Annotated in this window: 18 protein-coding genes; 12 read left to right on the top strand and 6 right to left on the bottom strand. The window is 65.5% G+C overall.

Annotated features, from left to right (window positions below):
• The first annotated feature begins 413 nt into the window (after positions 1–413).
• Together aroQ and IB274_RS14245 are read left to right on the top strand one after the other, a co-directional pair.
• Positions 414–863 (top strand): type II 3-dehydroquinate dehydratase, encoded by a 450-nt coding sequence (gene aroQ / locus IB274_RS14240; RefSeq protein WP_192432582.1) that lies wholly within the window; start codon positions 414–416, stop codon positions 861–863.
• Positions 860–1,708 (top strand): shikimate dehydrogenase, encoded by an 849-nt coding sequence (locus IB274_RS14245; protein WP_192432583.1) that lies wholly within the window; start codon positions 860–862, stop codon positions 1,706–1,708. The genes aroQ and IB274_RS14245 overlap by 4 nt, the downstream gene beginning before the upstream one ends.
• Before the next feature lie 146 nt (positions 1,709–1,854).
• Here the strand turns inward: IB274_RS14245 and IB274_RS14250 are convergent, their stop codons facing one another.
• Together IB274_RS14250 and quiC are read right to left on the bottom strand one after the other, a co-directional pair.
• A complete protein-coding gene (locus IB274_RS14250; protein WP_192432584.1) occupies positions 1,855–2,520 on the bottom strand; it encodes a TetR/AcrR family transcriptional regulator in 666 nt (221 codons plus the stop codon).
• Positions 2,521–2,618: 98 nt separating this feature from the next.
• Positions 2,619–4,529, bottom strand: coding sequence for a 3-dehydroshikimate dehydratase QuiC (gene quiC, locus IB274_RS14255; RefSeq protein ID WP_192432585.1), 1,911 nt, complete (start codon positions 4,527–4,529; stop codon positions 2,619–2,621).
• Between the two features lie 536 nt (positions 4,530–5,065).
• Between quiC and IB274_RS14260 the strand changes: the two genes are divergently transcribed.
• Positions 5,066–6,400, top strand: a complete 1,335-nt coding sequence (locus IB274_RS14260; RefSeq protein ID WP_192432586.1) for an MFS transporter — start codon at positions 5,066–5,068, stop codon at positions 6,398–6,400.
• 54 nt (positions 6,401–6,454) lie between these two features.
• Here the strand turns inward: IB274_RS14260 and IB274_RS14265 are convergent, their stop codons facing one another.
• From IB274_RS14265 to IB274_RS14275, 3 genes are all read right to left on the bottom strand, one after another.
• Positions 6,455–6,868: a cupin domain-containing protein gene (locus IB274_RS14265; protein ID WP_192432587.1), complete on the bottom strand. Its 414-nt coding sequence runs from the start codon at positions 6,866–6,868 to the stop codon at positions 6,455–6,457.
• A gap of 185 nt (positions 6,869–7,053) precedes the next feature.
• The gene (locus IB274_RS14270; RefSeq protein WP_192432588.1) at positions 7,054–7,935 is read right to left on the bottom strand and encodes a Dyp-type peroxidase; all 882 of its coding nucleotides are present in this window, start codon (positions 7,933–7,935) and stop codon (positions 7,054–7,056) included.
• A gap of 82 nt (positions 7,936–8,017) precedes the next feature.
• Complete coding sequence (locus tag IB274_RS14275) at positions 8,018–8,611, bottom strand: DedA family protein (protein WP_192432589.1); 594 nt, start codon at positions 8,609–8,611, stop codon at positions 8,018–8,020.
• A gap of 383 nt (positions 8,612–8,994) precedes the next feature.
• Here IB274_RS14275 and IB274_RS14280 point away from each other — a divergent pair, with 383 nt between their 5' ends.
• Positions 8,995–10,449: a sodium:solute symporter family protein gene (locus IB274_RS14280; RefSeq protein ID WP_192432590.1), complete on the top strand. Its 1,455-nt coding sequence runs from the start codon at positions 8,995–8,997 to the stop codon at positions 10,447–10,449.
• 262 nt (positions 10,450–10,711) lie between these two features.
• Here the strand turns inward: IB274_RS14280 and IB274_RS14285 are convergent, their stop codons facing one another.
• Positions 10,712–11,077 (bottom strand): GFA family protein, encoded by a 366-nt coding sequence (locus IB274_RS14285; RefSeq protein ID WP_192432591.1) that lies wholly within the window; start codon positions 11,075–11,077, stop codon positions 10,712–10,714.
• 154 nt (positions 11,078–11,231) lie between these two features.
• On the opposite strand from IB274_RS14285, the gene IB274_RS14290 reads away from it, so the two are divergent.
• The 8 genes from IB274_RS14290 to IB274_RS14325 all read left to right on the top strand — a co-directional run bounded on the left by IB274_RS14290 (position 11,232) and on the right by IB274_RS14325 (position 19,704).
• A complete protein-coding gene (locus IB274_RS14290) occupies positions 11,232–12,431 on the top strand; it encodes an MFS transporter (RefSeq protein ID WP_192432592.1) in 1,200 nt (399 codons plus the stop codon).
• A 19-nt stretch (positions 12,432–12,450) separates the two neighbouring features.
• Positions 12,451–13,254, top strand: coding sequence for a 2,5-didehydrogluconate reductase DkgB (dkgB, locus tag IB274_RS14295; RefSeq protein ID WP_192432593.1), 804 nt, complete (start codon positions 12,451–12,453; stop codon positions 13,252–13,254).
• Positions 13,255–13,323: 69 nt separating this feature from the next.
• On the top strand, positions 13,324–14,328 hold the full coding sequence (locus tag IB274_RS14300; protein ID WP_192432792.1) for a zinc-binding dehydrogenase: 1,005 nt from the start codon (positions 13,324–13,326) through the stop codon (positions 14,326–14,328).
• Positions 14,329–14,420: 92 nt separating this feature from the next.
• A complete protein-coding gene (locus IB274_RS14305) occupies positions 14,421–15,203 on the top strand; it encodes an SDR family oxidoreductase (protein ID WP_192432594.1) in 783 nt (260 codons plus the stop codon).
• 158 nt (positions 15,204–15,361) lie between these two features.
• Positions 15,362–16,267 carry a LysR family transcriptional regulator gene (locus IB274_RS14310; protein WP_192432595.1) on the top strand — a complete coding sequence of 302 codons (906 nt, stop codon included), beginning with the start codon at positions 15,362–15,364 and terminating at the stop codon, positions 16,265–16,267.
• A gap of 100 nt (positions 16,268–16,367) precedes the next feature.
• Complete coding sequence (locus IB274_RS14315; RefSeq protein WP_192432596.1) at positions 16,368–18,533, top strand: FUSC family protein; 2,166 nt, start codon at positions 16,368–16,370, stop codon at positions 18,531–18,533.
• Positions 18,523–18,729, top strand: coding sequence for a DUF1656 domain-containing protein (locus IB274_RS14320; RefSeq protein ID WP_045207441.1), 207 nt, complete (start codon positions 18,523–18,525; stop codon positions 18,727–18,729). The genes IB274_RS14315 and IB274_RS14320 overlap by 11 nt, the downstream gene beginning before the upstream one ends.
• Positions 18,730–19,704, top strand: a complete 975-nt coding sequence (locus tag IB274_RS14325; RefSeq protein WP_401088853.1) for an HlyD family efflux transporter periplasmic adaptor subunit — start codon at positions 18,730–18,732, stop codon at positions 19,702–19,704.
• Positions 19,705–19,757 lie beyond the last annotated feature (53 nt).

Genomic DNA, 19,757 nt, shown 5'->3' on the forward strand with positions numbered 1-19,757 from the left:
CGTCGGAGAGCCCCATGACAAGCCAGGTTGCGGTGATCGGAATTGATGTCGCCAAGGATTCGCTGGGTGTCTCCTACAGGGAGACTTGCGCTTGTGTAGGAGCGAGCCATGCCCGCGAACGGCGGACAACGTCCGCCGCAGAGTCCTCTGCCACGTCGAATCGATCGCGGACGGAGTTCGCCCCTACGCACGTGGTCGATCACCGCACGGATTGTGGCATCGCTCTCGCACGGCACTTTTCGCACGAAAGCATCAGATAGGAGCCATTACCCGGATTTTTGCCGTTTTAACCGAGGATATCGTGACACTAACCGTTGCTCTATTGTCGCATTGACCAAATTAACCATTTGGTACATTTTGCTCCTACAGGCCTTTCTCCTTTCGGCCATACAAAAACAACGGAGCCACCCTTCATGCCCCACACCCTGCTCGTGCTCAACGGGCCGAACCTCAACCTGCTCGGCACCCGTGAGCCCACCACCTATGGTCACGAAACCCTCGATGACATCGCTGCTCTCTGTCAGCAAGCCGGCGCCGAGCACGGCCTGGAAATCGAGTTCCGCCAGACCAACCATGAAGGCCAGCTGATCGACTGGATCCACCAGGCGCGCGGACGCTGTGCGGGCATCCTGATCAACCCGGCCGCCTGGACCCACACCTCGGTGGCTATCCGCGACGCGCTCGCCGCCGTGGAGCTGCCGGTGATCGAAGTGCACCTGTCCAACGTGCACAAGCGTGAGGAGTTCCGCCATCACTCGTTCGTCTCCGCCGTCGCCGTGGGCGTCATCGCCGGGCTGGGCAGCGACGGCTATCGCGCCGGCATCCAGCACTTCGCCAAGCTGCTGAAGGGGGGAGCGCCATGAACGACTACCGCACCGTGCTGGCCGGCCTGATCGGCGCCGGCATCCAAGCCTCGCGCACCCCCGCCCTGCACGAGCGCGAGGGCGATGCCCAGGGGCTGCGCTATCTCTACCGGCTGATCGACCTGGACACCCTCGGCGTCGATGCCGGCGCCCTGCCCGACCTGCTCGCCGCCGCCGAGCGCATGGGCTACACCGGGCTGAACATCACCTTCCCTTGCAAGCAGGCGGTGATTCCGCTGCTGCATGAGCTGTCCGACGAGGCGCGCGGCATCGGCGCGGTGAATACCGTGGTGCTCCGCGATGGCCAGCGCATCGGCCATAACACCGACTGCCTGGGCTTTGCCGAAGGCTTCCGGCGCAACCTCAGCGATGCACCGCGCGAGCGCGTGGTGCAACTGGGCGCTGGTGGCGCGGGCGCAGCGGTGGCCCACGCTCTGCTCAGCGAAGGCGTGCGGCAACTGACGATCTTCGAAGTGGATTCAGCTCGCGTCCAGGCGCTGGTGGACAACCTCAACGCGCATTTCGGCGGCCAGCGCGCGCGGATCGGACACGACCTCGCCGGCGCAGTCAGCGAGGCGGACGGTTTGGTCAACACCACGCCGGTGGGCATGGCCAAACTGCCCGGCGCGCCGCTGCCGCTGGAACTGCTGCACGCGGGCTTGTGGGTGGCGGAGATCATCTACTTCCCGCTGGAGACCGAACTGCTCCGGCACGCTCGCAGCCTCGGCTGTCGCACGCTGGATGGCGGCAACATGGCGGTGTTCCAGGCGGTGAAGGCTTTCGAGCTGTTCAGTGGCGTCGAGGCGGACGCCGAGCGGATGCTGGCGCATTTCGCCGCGATGTGATGTTGCAAGCGGACCATGCCCGCGATCCGCCGGCAAGGCCGGCGCAAGTCCGGGTTCGCGAGCAAGCTCGCTCCTACGAGGAGCAAAGGTGCCCGCCTGTAGGAGCGAGCTTGCTCGCGAACAGCCGCGCTCCAATTCGAACCGGCTTACGGCTGAATAAACCGCAACACCGCCTCGATGATCATGTCCTTGTGCCGCGCCTTGATCGCCGGGTCTTCCAGCTCAACCTGGAACAGCGAGCCGACGGTATGCCGGTTGGACACGCGATAGAAGCAGAACCCGCTGATCAGCATGTGTACGTCGATGGCCTGCAGGCCATCGCGGAACGCACCGCTGGCGGCGCCGCGCTGGAGGATGTCCTCGATGGTGCGCAGGATGTTGCTGTTCATCGAACGGATCGCCTCGGAGCCGGCGGCGAACTGACCGTAGTGGATGTTCTCGATGCTGACGATACGCACGAAATCGACGTTGCGATCATGGTGGTCGAAGGTGAAATCCACCAGCCGGCGCATCGCCTCCAGCGGGTCCAGCTCGGCCAGGTGCAGGCTCTGCTCGGTGCCACGGATATCACCGTAGAGCTTCTCCAGCACCGCCTGGTAGAGCTGCTCCTTGCTGCCGAAGTAGTAGTAGATCATCCGCTTCGAGGTGTTCATGCGCTCGGCGATGGCATCCACCCGCGCGCCGGAAAGGCCCTGCTGGACGAACTCGACGATGGCCGCCTGGAGGATGTCCTCGCGGGTCTTCTCCGGGTTGTTCTTGCGGCCCCGGCGAGCGGTTTCGGCGGGAGTCGGCTGGATAGCGCTGTCGGTCATGGCTCGGCATCGTCTGGCAGGCGCCAGGGGCGCCTGCTGTGTGAAGGGGTGCGCGGATTATGCGCGCCGGCACCCTTCGGAGGCAAAGCGCGGCAGGGCTAGACCTTGGGCCGACGCGTCGCCCCATTGCGCGCCTGGGCCATGGCCGCCAGGCGCACAGCGACATTGGCTGCGCCATAACCGGCATAGCCGCCGCGACGCTGGATGATCTCGAAGAAGAAGCGCTCCTCGAACGGTTCGGTGTATACGTGGAACAGTTCGCCGCCGCTGGCGTCGCGGTCGTAGAGCACGTTGAAGTAGGCCAGCTCGCTGAGGAACTCGTCATCGAAGTCGAAGCGCGCGGCGAGGTCGTCGTAGTAGTTGAGCGGGATCTCCAGCAGCGGCACTCCGGCGTCCTTCGCCCGCGCCACCTCGGCAAAGATGTCTTCGCAGGCGAAGGCGATGTGATGGACGCCGGAGCCGCGATAACTGGACAGCGCATGGGAGATGGCGGTGTTGCGATTCTCCGAGATATTCAGCGGCAACCGCACACTGCCGTTGGTGCTGCGCAGGGCGCGGCTCTTCACCAGGCCGTAGGGGTCGGGCAACACCACTTCGTCGTCGGCCTCGAAGTCGAACAGGCCCTTGTAGAACAGCACCCAGCTGTCCAGCCCGTCCGCCGGCAACGCCATGGCCATGTGGTCGATGCGCTGCAGCTGGCCGCTGGGTTTGGCCTCAGGGTCGAGGCGGAAGTCGATGTCATAAATGGTCTGTCCGGCGGCCCGCTCTTCCACCAGATAGATCAGACTTCCGTCCGGCGCGCGCACAGCGGGAATCTCCCGCTCGTTGGGGCCGACCAGCCCGCGATACGGCTGGCCCTTGTAGGCCTGCGCACGCTCCAGCGCACTGGCGGCGTCCCGCACGCGCAAGGCGGTAGCGCACAGCGACGGGCCGTGGGCCTCAAAGAAGCTGTGGGCGAAGGAATAGGGCTCGGCGTTGAGCACGATATTGATATCGCCCTGGCGCAACAGGCTCACCGCCTTGGAGCGGTGCTCGCCGGCGCGGGCGAAACCCAGGCGCTCCAGCCAGTTGCCCAGGCGCGCACCGAGGGCTTCGTCGACGGCAAATTCGAGAAACTCCACGCCATCCAGCTGGCTGGCCGTCGGCGGCGCGAAGAGGCAGTCGAGCTGCTCCTTGGGCGCGCCTTCGCTTTCCAGCCGGGCGCGCGTCTTTTCCTCGAGGAACAGCAGCGAGCGCAGTCCATCCGCGGCGTTGGCGCGGGGCGGCGCGGCACGGAACCCGTCGTTGAAGATTTCCAGCGACAGCGGGCCGCGATAGCCGCTCTTGAGGATCGGCGCGAGGAAGCCCGGCAGGTCGAACTCGCCCTGGCCGGGGAAGTTGCGGAAGTGCCGGCTCCACTCCAGCACGTCCATGGCCAGAATCGGTGCGTCGGCCATCTGCACGAAGAAGATCTTCTCCCCCGGAATCTGCGCGATCCCGGCCGGGTCGCCCTTAAGCGAGAGGGTGTGGAAGCTATCGAGGATCACGCCCAGCGCTGGGTGATTCACTTCGTGCACCAGGTCCCAGACTTGCTGCCAGGTGTTCACGTGGCGGCCCCAGGCCAGGGCTTCGTAGCCCACGCGCAGGCCACGGGCGCCGGCACGCTCGGCGGCCAGACCAAGGTCTTCGAGGAGGAATTCACGCTCGCCCAGCGAATCGGTGGCGACGTTGCTGCACATCAGCACCAGGTCGGTACCCAGCTCCTGCATCAGGTCGAACTTGCGCTCCAGGCGGTCGAGGTTGCGCGCCAGGCGATCGCGGCGGCAACCCTCGAAGTCACGGAACGGCTGGAACAGGGTGATCGCCAGCCCCAGACCCTCGCAGACGCGGCGCACGTCGCGCGGACTGCCGCCGTAATAGAGGAGATCGTTCTCGAAGATTTCCACGCCGTCAAAGCCGGCAGCGGCGATGGCTTCGAGCTTGTCCGGCAGGGTTCCGCTCAAGGAAACGGTGGCGATCGAACGATGCATTTCTTTGACTCCTGCCGGGCGTGCTGAGGGCTTGTTGGAATCGGTCTCCGGCTGAGTCTGATTATTCTGGCGGTCCGGGTTGCCGGCAATTTAAAGTGTACTAACTGGTTAGTTTTGTGTTCGATTACCGAACCAAAGGCCGTTTATCGAATTGACGCTGTTCCGGCCGCTGATCAAGATTTAGCCACGTCGACGCAATCCGGCTGGCCGGGGATCTGCCTCAATCCCCGGCGAACTGACAGCCGCTGCGAGATGGCCTGTGTGTCATCCATAACAATTTCAAGAACGGGTAAATGCTCATGTACATCCTCCACCCTCTCCTCGCCGCCGCCATTTCCCATCTGCAAAGCACTCTGGCCCATCCGATGCCTGGGCGGTGCAGCCTACACGGACGCCATCGCGCGCACTGATTTTCGCCAGCCACCGCACGTCCTTGTGTCAGTCAACGCCGATAAGCGGCGGACCACGCGCAACGGCTGCGGCACGACAATAATTCCTGAGGCTGCGCGTCAGCCCGATAACGGATGGCTCCGATCATGATCCACACGCAATCCGCTCCCCTCGCCGCGGTCGCCCCGCATGGTTCTTCCTTCTTCGGCAAGGTGCGTGGCGCCATGGCCGTCGGCAAGGTGCGCTGGGGCATGCTCGCCCTGGTGTTCTTCGCCACCACCCTGAACTACATCGACCGCGCCGCGCTGGGCGTGATGCAGCCGGTGCTCGCCGAGAAGATGGCCTGGACGGCCATGGACTACGCCAACATCAACTTCTGGTTCCAGGTCGGCTATGCCATCGGCTTCGTGCTGCAGGGCCGGCTGATCGACCGCATCGGCGTGAAGCGCGCGTTCTTCTTCGCCGTGCTGCTGTGGAGCTTTGCCACCGGCGCCCACGGCCTGGCCAGTTCAGCAGCCGGCTTCATGGTCTGCCGCTTCATCCTCGGGCTTACGGAAGCGGCCAACTACCCGGCCTGCGTGAAGACCACGCGCCTGTGGTTCCCCGCCGGCGAGCGGGCCATGGCCACCGGCATCTTCAACGCCGGCACCAACGTCGGCGCCATGGTCACCCCCGCGCTGCTGCCGCTGATCCTCGCGGCCTGGGGCTGGCAGGCGGCGTTCCTGTGCATGAGTGCGCTGGGCTTCGTCTGGGTGGTGCTGTGGAGCCTGAAGTACTTCAATCCCGAAGAACACCCGACGGTGAAGCAGAGTGAACTGGATTACATCCAGGAAGCCGCAGAACCGCCGGCCGAGCGCGTGCCCTTTTCCGTCATTCTGCGCATGCGCGGCACCTGGGCCTTCGCAGTGGCCCTTTCGCTGACCGCCCCGGTGTTCTGGTTCTATCTCTACTGGCTGCCGCCCTTTCTCAACCAGCAATATGGCCTGGGTATCAGCGTAACCCAAATGGGCATCCCGCTGATGCTGATCTGGCTGACCGCGGATTTCGGCAGCATCGGCGGCGGCATCCTCTCGTCCTGGCTGATCGGCCGCGGCATGAAGCCGATCAACGCGCGCCTACTGTCAATGTTCATCTGCGCCTGCGCGATCATCGGCGTGGTTTTCGCCGCCAAGGCCAGCGGCCTGTGGATCGCCGTGGCTGCCATCGCTTTGGGTGTAGGGGCGCACCAGGCCTGGACGGCGAACATCTGGAGCCTGGTGATGGACTACACGCCCAAGCACATGATGAGCACGGTGTTTGGCTTCGGCGGCATGTGCGCGGCGATTGGCGGCATGTTCATGACTCAGATCGTCGGCTACATCCTCACCGTCACCCACAACAACTATGCGGTGCTGTTCACCATCATCCCCACCATGTACTTCCTGGCCCTGGCCTGGATGTACTTCATGGCCCCGCGCAAGGTGCCCGGCGCGCCGGAGTGAGGCTGACGCTGTAATGAAGAACCCCGCCAATCGGCGGGGTTCTTCGTCCTGCGCTCACTGCTTCAGCGGCGTCAGCACCGGCGCCTTCTCATCCAGCAGCATCCACACCAGCAGCTTCGCCGGCTTTTCGTTGCTGGCGTTGCGCGAGACCAGGTGCGGCGTGTTCGGCGCTTCGTACCAGGACTGGCCGGCCTGGTAGGTCACCGGCTTCTGCCCCTCCAGCTGGGAGATCACCGCGCCTTCGAGCACGTAGGCGAACACCGAACCGCTGTGCACATGGGCGCCGGAGGACTGCCCGGGCGCATAGGAGACCATGATCATCAGCCCCTTCTTGCCCGCAGCGTCGGGCAGCCTGTGCTCCTGCTGAACCTCGATCTTTTCCTGGGTGGCGTCGTGGGCGAAGAGCGGCAGGCTCAGGGCCAAGCCAAGGCCGGCGAGGAGGCATTTCAGCGAAGTGGTGGCAGGCATGGCGGCGTTCTCGACAGTGGGAAGATGAGTCCACGCTACGCCCGGCGGCCAGGAGGCCCAATAGCCAATTCGGCAGAAGTTCGAGGGGCCATTGGCGGTTACCGGCTGCTTTGTGCCAATCGGGCCGCGCAGCGGCCACAAAAAAGCCCCGCACGCTGGCGGGGCTTTCGCGGCGCAGCGGCAGATCAGCCCAACAATGCACTCAGGTCCAGCATTCCATCCTTGCGCGGCGGGCACCAGTAGTAGCCGCCGGTCAGCGGCCGGCTGAAGCGGTACAAGGCGTCGGTGATGCCGTCTTCCAGCCCGCTCATGCGGCGCAGTTGCACTTCGAAGGCATCCAGGGTGCAGCCGAAGGCGAGGAACATCAGCCCGGCGTCCTGCCCCTGGGTCCAGGGCATGGAGCGGCGCACGATGAAGGCTTCGGGTTCGAAGCTTTCCTGGGCGGTGCGCTTGACGTGGGCGGATTCCGGCGCGTCGTCCAGTTCCTCGTTGTCGCTCAGGCGACGGCCCATGATGTCGTCGCGCTCGTGCTGCGGCAGCGCCGCGAAATCCTGCAGTTGGTGACGCCACTGCTGGATCGCGGCGAAGCTGCCGCCGGCCAGGCCTGCACCACCTTCGACGATGGCCGCGGCGATGGCATCATCGTCCTGCGGGTTCTCAGTGCCATCCTCGTAGCCGGTCAGGTCGTGGCCGCTGCCATGGCGGAAGGCCTCGGTCAGGCCACCCAGCTCCAGCGCCGGCGCCAGCAGGGACTGGACTTGCTGGGTGCGCAGAAGCAGTTCGCCGCGCTCATCACCGCGCAGCCAGACCCACAGTGCATGCGGGGTGGACGGGTTGTCGACGCCCACGCCGGAGATCGCCGGAAACTCGCGAAGCCCCTCGATGCGGCGGCCCAGCGCACGCACCAGCGACTCGCCGAAGCCGACCACCGCGCGCTCGCCATCGGCGAACTGCATCAGGCGTTCCAGCGCGGCGGGCAGATCCTGCAGCGACTTCAGATCGAAGAACAGGTGGCGGGCGTGGGCGGGAACCGGGGTGGCGAGAATGCCGGGCTGGTAAAGGCTCATGACAGCGTCCTTGAACGAAAGAGCGGCGATTCTAATCGCGCCGCGCGTGAATCCAAACCGCTCTGTATCAAGGACTTGGCGATCAGTTCGCCGATCTGTCGAGCCTGCGCTTGTGCCGATGCCGCCCGTAGCGCCACACCGCCAGGCCGCCGAACACCAGCAGCACCGCGACGAACACCGGCAAACGGTACGGCCGCAGGTTGCCCAGCCATTGTTCCAGCAACTCGCCGGCCCAGTATCCGGCGCTGGCGAACAGCAGCGCCCAGCACAAGGCGCCGAGCAGGTTGATCAGCAGGAAACGCAGCGGCCCTACCCGGCTCGCCCCGATCAACAGCGGCCCGGCCAGGCGCATGCCGTAGAGAAAGCGCACCGCGAAGATCGACAGGTGCGGATAACGCTCGATCAATCCGGTGACCCGCTCGATGGCCAGGCCGCGCCTTTGCAGCCAAGGCACCGCGCGATCCCCAGCACGGCGGCCGATCCAGAAGAGCAGTTGGTCGCCCAGGGTCCCCGCCAGCGTCGCCCAGAACACCACCGGGGTGAAGCCGAGCAGCCCCTGGTGCGCCGCGATGCCCGCGAGCAGCAGCATCGATTCGCCTTCGAGCAGGCAACCGAGGAACAGCACCGGATAGCCGTAGCTGGAAAGCAGTTGGGCGAGGTCGAGATGCTCGAACATGAAGGTCCTTCGAAGGCATGCCGTGCCAAGAGCCTAGCGGCTTGGCGGATGTTCTGCTTATCGAACAATGACTGTAAAAAATAAACGACTAACTGGTCAGTCAGGATCGTTAGCAACCAATCAAATCAATCCTTTAACTACGCCATTCGTCTTGAGATGTAATTTTTTTCGCTCATGAGCAATTCAAGTGTTTGACATATTTGACGGATTTGGCAGACTGCGGCCCGTTGTCGCAACTGGTTACGTTTTTCCGGCTCCCACTGCCTGGGGCACCGGATGACCTTGGCCGCGCAACCCAACAAAAACAACTTTGTCAGTCGTGGCCCACCTGCCCGAGCTTCGTCTCGGCGGTACGGTTCCCGGCGAGCCAACGGAACGAACAAATGCTGATCTGGTTTGTAGCGGTGTATCTGGTGATCACCGTAGCTGTCGGTTTCTACGCCACCACCCGCGTGCACAACTCCTCGGACTATGCCGCCGCTGGCCGGAGCATGTCCTTCCCCCTCGTCGTGACCATGGTGTTCGCCACCTGGTTCGGCTCCGAAGCCGTGCTGGGCATTCCGGCCACCTTCCTCGAAGAAGGCTTCGCCGGGATCATCGAAGACCCCTTCGGCTCCTTCGGCTGCCTGATGCTGGTCGGCGTCGTCTTCGCCCGCCCGCTGTACCGCCTCAACTTGCTCACCATCGGTGACTTCTTCCGCAAGCGCTTCGGCCAGCACGTGGAAATCTTCACCAGTCTGGTGATCATCATCTCCTACATGGGCTGGGTCGCCGCGCAGATCACCGCGCTGGGCGTGGTCTTCAGCGTGCTCTCCGACGGTGGCCTGACCACCACCCAGGGCATGATCATCGGTACCGTCATCGTCCTGCTGCACACCCTGTTCGGCGGTATGTGGTCCGTTGCGCTGACTGACTTCCTGCAGATGATCATCATCGTCTGCGGCCTGTTCTACCTGGTCTGGCTCATCGGCGACATGGCCGGCGGCCCGGTCAACGTGATCAGCCACGCCGCCAGCGAAGGCAAGTTCACCTTCCTGCACGGCACCTCGGCCAAGGACATCGTCGCCTTCCTCGGCGCCGCGGTGACCATGATGTTCGGCTCCATCCCGCAGCAGGACGTGTATGCCCGCGTGATGTCGGCCAAGACCGAGAAGATCGCCCAGCGCGCCACCATGACCGGTGCCTGCTGCTACCTGGTCTTCTGCATGCTGCCGATCTTCCTGATCTACGCCGCCTCGATGATCGAGCCGGAGATGGTCAAGCACTGGCTGGCCGAAGACTCCCAGCAGATCCTGCCGCACCTGATCCTGGAACGTACCCCGCTGTTCGCCCAGATCATGTTCTTCGGCGCGCTGCTCTCGGCCATCATGTCCTCCGCCTCGGGCGCCCTGCTGGCCCCATCGGTGACCCTGACCGAGAACATCGTCAAGCACTTCCTGCCCAACATGAACGACCGCCAGGCCCTGCTGGCCATGCGTTGCAGCGTACTGGCGATGACCGTCGCCACCTGCCTGTTCGCCCTGCTGTCCAACGCCAGCATCTACGAGATGGTCGGCAACGCCTACAAGGTGACCCTGGTCGCCGCCGTGGTGCCGCTGTTCTTCGGCCTGTTCTGGAAGCGCGCGACCACCCAGGGCGCCCTCACTGCCATCGCCTGCGGCCTGATCGGCTGGGTATCGCTGGAGCTGGGCTACCAGGAAGGCGACTTCTGGCCGCCGCAGCTGGTCGGCCTGATCTGCAGCGCCATCGGCATGATCGTCGGCTCCCTGGCTCCGCAGTTCAGCCAGCACCGTGGCGAGAGCGTGTCGGAGATGGCCGCCGCGGCCGCTACCAACTGATCGCGCAATAGATGAAGAAAAAGCCCCGCCTTGTGCGGGGCTTTTTTTGTGGTGATCTGGCTGAGCGTTAAGACGTGGTTTTTCGTGGGAGCGGACCTTGCCCGTGAAATCCTCCGCGGCGTACTGCTGGACCGTGGGTTTCCCACGTAACACGTAGGGCGCATAACCCGGAACGGGTTATCCGCCTATGTCACCGCGGCGGATAACGCTGGCGCGTTATCCGCCCTACGATCCTGTGCGAGCGAGCTTGCGCGCGAACGCTCTAATCCGACTGCCCCGCTACGGTAGTCATGCTCTTGCCATCCACCCGCCGCACCGGCAGGGACTCGGGGTCGAATCCGTCGATGCAGCAGGCATTCACGCTGAGCATCGCCGGGTTGCTGCGGCGCTGGTGATAGACGTAGATGCCGCACGTCCCGCAGAAATAATGCAGCGCGACACCGCTGTTCCAGCGATACAGACGCAAGCCCTGGTCGCCGCGGGTCAGGCGGAAGCTGTCCTTCGGCACGGTGGCCATCAGGGCGTTGCGCTTGCCACACAACGAGCAGTCGCAGCGCACCAGTTCGTCGAGTTCCGCGTCGAAGGCGAAGGCCACCGCGCCGCAGTGGCAGGTGCCGGTGTAATGCATGGCTGAATACTCCTTGATGGATATTCCCAGCGTAGCCGGCCAGGCAATTCGTGACTCCAGATCAACTATCCTTTGTCGTTACCCTCGTTTTTCTCAAGGGCCGACTTCCGGACAATGCCTCCCATCGCATCCCATTCGTCCGGAGCCCCACACCATGCCCCTTGCACTCCTGGCATTGACGCTTAGCGCCTTCGCCATCGGCACGACGGAGTTCGTCATCGTCGGCCTGATTCCAACCATCGCCACCGACCTCGGCGTCACCCTGCCCTCCGCAGGCCTGCTGGTCAGCCTCTACGCCCTGAGCGTCGCCATCGGCGCGCCGCTGCTCACCGCCATGACCGGGCGCATCCCGCGCAAGGCGTTGCTGGTCGGCCTGATGGCGCTGTTCACCGTCGGCAACCTGGTGGCCTGGCAGGCGCCCAGCTACGAATCGCTGATCATCGCGCGCATCCTTACCGGTCTCGCCCACGGCGTGTTCTTCTCGGTCGGCTCGATCATCGCCACCAACCTGGTGAGCAAGGACAGGGCCGCCAGCGCCATCGCCACCATGTTCAGCGGCATGACCGTCGCCTTCGTCACCGGTATCCCGCTGGGCACCTTCATCGGCCAGCACCTGGGCTGGCGCGTGACCTTCCTGGTGGTCGCCGCCTTCGGCGTGGTCGCCCTGCTCGGCAGCCTGCTGTTCGTGCCTAAGAACATCCAGCACACCCCGCCGGCGCCGCTACTGCGCCAGGCCCGCGTGCTGCTGCAACCGCGTCTGCTGCTGGTCTATGCGATGACTGCCGTGGGCTACGGCGGCTCGCTGATCGCCTTCACCTTCCTCGCGCCGATCCTCCAGGACCTGGCCGGCTTCAGTCCGAACATGGTCGGCGCGGTACTCCTGGCCTACGGTGTCTCGGTGGCCATCGGCAATATCTGGGGCGGCCGCCTGGCCGACAAGCGCGGCCCGGTCAGCGCACTGAAGATCATCTTCGGCCTGCTGGCTTCGGTTCTGCTGGTGCTGACCTTCACCGCCGGCAACCCGTGGCTGGTGGTACTGACGGTGCTGGCCTGGGGCGCAGTCGCCTTCGGCAACGTGCCCGGTCTGCAGGTGTATGTCGTGCAGCAGGCCGAGCGCGTGGCGCCGGATGCCGTAGACGTCGCCGCCGGCTTCAACATCGCCGCATTCAACCTCGGCGTGGCCGGCGGATCCTGGGCGGGCGGCCTGGTCGTCAGCCACCTGGGCCTGGGTCATACGCCCTGGATCGCCGCCGTCGTCACCCTCGCCGCCTTCGGCCTGACCGCCCTGAGTGGTCGTCTGGACCGCAGCAATTCCATGGAACCCGCCGCCCCTGGCGCGGTTCCCACTCACTGATCGACCAAGGAGACTTCCCATGAGCGTTCCCGCATTCGGCCTCGGCACCTTCCGCCTCAAGGGCCAGACCGTCATCGACTCCATCCGCACCGCACTGGACCTGGGCTACCGCGCCATCGACACCGCGCAGATCTACGGCAACGAAGCCGATGTCGGCGAGGCCATCGCAGGTGCCAAGGTCAAGCGTGACGAGCTGTACCTGACCACCAAGATCTGGACCGAGAACTACGCCGCCGACAAGCTGATCCCCAGCCTCAAGGACAGCCTGCACAAGCTGCGTACCGACCGCGTCGAGCTGACCCTGATCCACTGGCCGTCGCCCAAGGGCGAAGTGCCGGTCGCCGAGTTCATGGGCGCCTTGGCCGAAGCCAAGGCCCAGGGTCTCACTGGCGAAATCGGCGTCTCCAACTTCACCATCGCGCTGATGCAGGAAGCCATTGCCGCCGTGGGCGCCGGCCAGATCGCCACCAACCAGGTCGAGCTGCACCCCTACCTGCAGAACCGCAAGGTAGTGGATTTTGCCCGCAGCCAGGGCATCCACATCACCTCCTACATGACCCTGGGCTACGGCAAGGTGCTGGGCGACGAGGCGATCATCGAGATCGCCAAGCGCCACGGCGTCACCCCGGCGCAGGTCACCCTGGCCTGGGCCATGCAGCTGGGCTACTCGGTGATCCCGTCGTCGACCAAGCGCGAGAACCTCGAAGGCAACCTGCGTGCCGTGGACCTGCGCCTGACCGACGCCGACATGGCCGCCATCGCCGCACTGGAGCGCAACGAACGCATCACCAGCCCGGAAAGCCTGGCCCCGGCCTGGGATTGATCCGCCGCTGACCGACAGCCGCCCCACCGAGGGCGGCTTTCCCGTTTCCAAGGAGTCTTCATGAGCGCTATCACTGCAGATTATGCCGCCTGGACCTGGACGCCCGGCGCCGGCCTCGATGGCCTGAAACAGGTGCGCCTGCCGATTCCGCAGCCCGGTCCGGACGAGGTAATGGTGGCCAACACCGCTATCGCGCTGAATCCGGTGGACTGGAAGATGATCGACTGGGGCCGCGACGACTGGCAGCAAGGCCAGGTACCTGGCGTGGATGGTGTCGGCATCGTCATTGCGGTGGGCAGCGAAGTGAACCTGCGCGCCGGCGCCCGCGTCGCCTACCACCAGGCGCTGACCCGTGGCGGCAGCTTTGCCGAGTACACCCTGCTGCGCGCCCGTGCTGTCTACCCGGTGCCCGATTCGCTGGACGACGCCACCGCCGCCAGCCTGCCCTGCCCCGGCCTCACGGCCTGGCAAGCACTGAATAAGCTGCCGGCCTGCAACCACCGCGATGTGCTGGTGACCGGCGCCGGTGGTGCGGTCGGCTATCTGCTCGCGCAACTGGCGCTGCAACGTGGGCTGCGCGTGTGGGTGACCGCGGCGCCGAAACACCGCGAACACCTGCTGCAACTGGGTATCGCCGGGGTCTTCGACTACCGCGACGGGCAGTGGTCCCAGCACCTGCGCGAAGCCCTCGGCCCGCGCCGCCTGCAGGGCATCTTCGATACCGTCAGCGGCAACCACGCCGCCAGCCTCGCCCCGCTGCTGGGCTACAACGGCCACCTGGTGTGCATTCAGGACCGCCAGGAAAACGCTCCGCTGCCAGCCTTCAGCACTGCCATCTCGCTGCACGAAGTGGCGCTCAACAGCATCCATGCCCACGGCGAAGCGCTGGACTGGCAGGAGCTGCACCAGGCGGCAGCGAGCCTGATGCAGGGCGTCGCCAGCGGCCAGTTGCAGGCGCCAGCGAAGCAGTTGTTCGACTTCGCCGAACTGCCCGAAGCGCTGCGGCGCTTGAAGTCCGGCGAAGGCAGCGGTAAATGGATCAGTCTGCTGCCGGCGCCGATGGTCGTTGCCTGACCAGAGCGCTGCGGGCGAAAGCGGAACTCCCATTTCGCAGGACGAACACGTCCTACAAAGACACTCCCCGGGCAAACACACAGGAGAACAACATGGATCTGGGCATCAAGGGCCGCTGGGCCGTGGTCTGCGCCGCCAGCAAGGGGCTGGGCAAGGGTTGCGCCGTGGCGTTGGCCCGCGAGGGCGTGAACCTGGCGATCAACGCCCGCGACGTCGATACCCTCGCCGCTACCGCCGCCGAGCTGCGCCAACTGGGCGTGGAAGTGCGCGAAGTGGCCGGCGACATCAGCCAGCCGGAGGTGCGTGCCGCGCTGCTCGCCGCCTGCCCGCAGGTGGACATCCTGGTGAACAATGCCGGCGGCCCGCCACCCGGCGATTTCCGCGACTGGGAGCGCGAGGACTGGCTGCGCGCCCTTGAGCTGAACATGCTCACGCCCATCGAGCTGATCAAGGCCACCATCGATGGCATGGCCGAGCGCGGCTTCGGGCGCATCGTCAACATCACCTCCGGCGCAGTGAAGGCGCCCATCGACGTGCTCGGCCTGTCCAACGGCGCGCGCAGCGGCCTGACCGGCTTCGTCGCCGGCCTCGCCCGCCAGCCGCGGGTGGCCGGCCATAACGTGACCATCAACGGCCTGCTGCCCGGCTCCTTCAATACCGACCGCCTGCGCAGCGGCCTCCATCGCGCGGCACAACTGAGCGGGCGCGACGAAGGCGAACTGGTGGAAGCCGAAAAACGGGCAATCCCCGCCGGGCGATTCGGCACTGCCGAGGAGTTCGGCACCTTCTGCGCCTTCCTCTGCAGCGCCCACGCCGGCTACCTGACCGGGCAAAACCTGCTGCTCGATGGCGGCGCCTATCCCGGCACCTTCTGATACCTCCGGGATCTGAACGCTTTTCGTAGGAGCGAGGGGGACGCCTGGTTCTTGCTCGCGAACCGGCCCCGCTGCGATGTGGTTCGCGAGCAAGCCCGCTCCTACAGTCACCCCGCCAAACCCTACAATCACCCCGCCGCTCTCGAACAGGCCTGCCGATGAAAGCCCACTCCGACGAACTCAAGACCTTCGCCACGGTGATCGACTGCGGCTCCATCACTGCCGCCGCCGAACAGCTGGGGCTCACGCCCTCGGCAGTGAGCCGGGCGTTGTCGAAGCTGGAGGAAAAGCTCGGCACCACCCTGCTCAACCGCACCACCCGGCGCATGAAGCTGACCGAGGAAGGCGAATTCTTCCTGGAGAACGCCCGCCACATCCTCGAACAGATGGACGCCCTGGAAGAGCGCCTGGCCCTGCGCCAGCAATCCCCGGCCGGGCGTCTACGGATCAACGCGGCGTCGCCCTTCATGCTGCACGCCGTGGTGCCACATATCGGCGCCTTCCGCGAGCGCTACCCGGACATCGAGCTGCAGCTCAACACCAACGACCTGAACATCGACTTGCTGGAGCAGAGTACCGACATCGCCATCCGCATCGGCCACCTCGCCGACTCCAGCCTGCACGCCCGTCCGCTGGGCAGCAGTCAGCTGAACCTGCTCGCTGCTCCCGAATACCTCGAGCGCCACGGCGCTCCGTCCGACCTGGAAGAACTGCTCGGCCACTCCCTGCTGGGCTTCACCCAGCCCGAGGCGCTGAACGTCTGGCCGATCCGCCACGCTGGCGGCGACACCCTCACGGTTACCCCGTCGCTGTCCGCCTCCAGCGGCGAAACCCTGCGCCAGCTCGCCATCGGCGGCCAGGGCATCGCCTGCCTCGCCAGCTTCATGACCTGCGACGACATCCGTGCCGGGCGCCTGGTGCGCGTATTGCCGGAGATGACCAGCGAACGCCGCCAGCCCATCCACGCGGTGTACTACCGCAACTCGCAGCTGGCGCTGCGCATCCAGTGCTTCCTCGACTTCATCCAGGAGCGTCTGGCGCAGTCGCTGCACGCCACCGGTTAAACCAAGAAATTTCCCACAGCCGGAAAACCTCGACCACACTCAACAGGGTTCGCGACGCTCCACCGAAGGGGCGTCTTCCCGCCGTGATCGAGGGCCTGGCATGTCACCCATGCTGTTGTACCTGCGCGCCATCATTCATCCTGGCCGCGATACCCTGCTGTTCGCCCTGCGCACCGTGCTCGCGGGGCTCCTGACGCTGTACCTGGCTTTCCTGCTAGACCTCGACCAGCCCAAATGGGCGACCATGACGGTGGTGATCATCAGCACCCCACTGGCCGGCATGACCCTGCAGAAAAGCTTCGCCCAGGTGATCGGCACCACCATCGGCGCCATGGTCGCGGTGGCGATCATGGCGCTGTTCCCGCAGGCGCCGTTGCCCTTCATCGTCACCCTGGCGCTGTGGCTGGCGCTCTGCACCGCCGGCGGCACCCTGATGCGCTTCACTTACTCCCACGCCTTCGTCCTCAGCGGTTTCACCGCAGTGATAGTCGCGTTGCTGGCCCAGCCGGCGCCCGAATCCACCTACACCCTGGCCATCACCCGCGTCACCGAAACCCTGCTCGGCGTTGCCTGCGTGACCCTGGTCAGCCTGTTCTTCGCCCGTCCGCAGAGCGTGGCGCGCGGCTATTTCGCCAAGGTTGACCAGTTGATCCGACTGATTGCCGTGCACGCTGCCGCGGTGATCCGTGGCGAGGAGCTGGAGGAGGACTTCCAGCAGCGGCAGAAGCAGCTGCTGGGCGAGATTGCCGCCCTGGAAATGCTGCGCCGCCACCTGTATTTCGATGCCCCGCGCCTGCGCGGTGCCGACGAACTGGTGCAACAGTTGGCTAACCAGCTGGTGCTGATGACTTCACGGCTGGCCATCCTGCGGCGCCAGCGCAAACTGATCGAAGCGCGCTTGAGCGGCCCGCTGCCCGAGTCCGTGCGGCGTCTGCGCGAGGATGAACTGGCCTGCCTCGCCGAGCTTGCCGAGTTCGGCCGTGATCTGCCCAACGCTACCCGCAAACGCATCACCCAACTGCGTCAGCGCTTCGACGCCGCCGCGCGGCAGGCGGAGGAACTGGCAGACGGCCTGCCCACTTCGCTGCGCTCCCTGGCCTGGGCGTTGCGCTTCGAGCAGGCGCGGCTGATGCAGCAGCTGGACGAGATGATCGAGCTGAGCGAGGCGATCCAGGAAGGCCGCCCCGGCAGCAGTTCCTATCCGCAGAGCCAGGCCCATGCGCTGCACCTGGACTTTCATCTCGCCGCGATGAACGCCACACGTGCCTTCGTCGCACTGTGCTGCGCCGGCTGGATATGGATCGAGACCGCTTGGGACGGCGCTCGCGCCGGAATGATCCTGATCGGTATTCTCTGCTCCCTGCTAGCCACCTTCCCGCGCCCGCTGATGGCCAGCCTGGCCTACATGCGCGGGCTGGCCATGGCGCTGGTGGCGGCGGCGCTGCTGCAGTTCCTGCTGCTGCCCAGCGTGGGTGACTTCGAGATGCTCGCGCTGTTCCTCACACCGCTGCTGTACGTGATCGCGGTGGGTCTGGCCAACCCGCAGACCGCCGGGATCGGCATCGGCCTGGGGTTGTCTACTTTCCTGCTGGTCGGCCCGCAAAACCAGGGCGCGTGGATCAACACCTCGCTGCAATGGTTCGAGTTCGCCGGCGGTTACGTCAGCGCCGGTGTGCTGGCGTTGCTGGTGTACGCCTGGGTGTTCCCCTTCGACGCCGATGCCCGCCTGCGCCGTCAATCGCGCCGCACTCGCGCCGAGGTACGCTCGGTGCTGCTGTCCAAGCCCAGCGAGGCGCGCCGCTTCCTGTTCGAGAGCCGAATGGTGGATCGCCTGGCGATCATGCTCGGATTACTGCCGGCGGCGCGCGACAGCCACTCCGGCGAGCGTTTCCAGTGCAGCCTGGCGAGCATGACCCTGGGCGTCGTGCTGCACCAACTGCGCCGCGAGAGCCTGAATCCCAACGGTCTGCCGCAAGCCCTGCGCGAGCGCCTGTCACTGCTGCTGGATGAACTCGCCGCCTGCCTCGATCAGCCGCCTGCCGCACCCCTGCACCGGGTATTGCCGGCCATGCGCGAGCTGGGCAACGAGCTGGACGAATTGCAAGGACATGGCAACTACCCCAGCGGCGATGCCATGCGCCCGGTATTCGTCAGCGGCGTGGCACTGCTGGTAGCTGCCGACCTGCTCGAACGCTTCCGTGACCTCTACGGCGAATCCGCCGCCCTCCACGATGGCCATGGGGAAGCCGCGCTGCATGCCCGTTGATATCGAACTGGGCGGCGTCTATCTGCCGCCGCTGGCCCAGGCGCTGCTGCTGGCCCTGCCGATCTTCCTGCTGCTGGACTGGAGCCTGCGCCGCCTTGGCGTCCTGCGCCTGGTCTGGCATGAGGCGCTGTTCGAAGGCGCGCTCTATGCCTGCATCTGCGCGGGCCTGATCCTGCTCATGGGAGCCCTGCACTGAATGGCCAGCCTGCGCAAAATCGTCCCGCCACTGATCACCCTGGCGGTGGTCGCGCTCGCACTTATCCTCGGCTACTTCGCCTGGACCTACTACACCCGTGCGCCCTGGACCCGCGACGCGCGGGTACGCGCCGACGTGGTGACGCTCTCGGCGGACGTCACCGGGCGTATCGTCGAGCTGCGGGTGAAGGACAACCAGCACGTCAGCAAGGGCGAGCTGCTGCTGACCATCGACCCGGCGCGCTACGAACTGGCGGTGCTGCACGCCGACCGCGCGGTGGAGGTTGCCCGCGCTGCGCTCGGCCAGTCCCAGGCAGCCATCGCCGCCAACCAGGCGCTGTTGCAGCAGCGCCATAGCGAGGAAGTCCGCCGCCGGGCCCTGAAGGCGCGCTCGGCGATCTCCAACGAGGAATGGGAGAAAGCCCAGACCGACGTCACTGTGGCCGAGGCGCAGTTGCTGCGCGAACAGGCCAACCTGGGTCTGGCGCAAGCCAACGTGGCCCTGTCCGAAGCTGCGCAGAAGCAGGCACGCCTGGACCTGGAGCGAACCCAGGTGGTGGCACCGGTGAACGGCTACGTGACCAACCTGCTGACTCGTGCCGGCGACTACGCCACCGCAGGCCATTCACTGGTGGCGCTGGTGGACAGTGATTCCTTCTATGTCAGCGGCTACTTCGAGGAAACCAAGCTGCCGCGCATCCGCGAAGGTGACCGGGTAGATGTGCAACTGATGAGCGGCGAGCGCTTCGACGGCCGCGTCGAGAGCATCGCCTTTGCCATCACCGACCGGGAGAATGTCGCCGGCGCGCGCCTGCTGGCCAACATCAACCCGAGCTACACTTGGGTGAAGCTCGCCCAGCGCATCCCCGTGCGCATCGCCATCGCCGCGGATTACCAGAGTCGCGCCCGCCTACGCGCAGGCACCACGGCCACCGTCAGCGTAATGGACAGCAACAATACCGAAGACCTTCGATAGGCTCGCTGCGGAACTTTAATCACCGTCTCGTCATCAATCGATCGTGTGATTGT

Source organism: Pseudomonas sp. PDM18, from assembly GCF_014852585.1.
In the GTDB taxonomy this organism is placed as follows: domain Bacteria; phylum Pseudomonadota; class Gammaproteobacteria; order Pseudomonadales; family Pseudomonadaceae; genus Pseudomonas.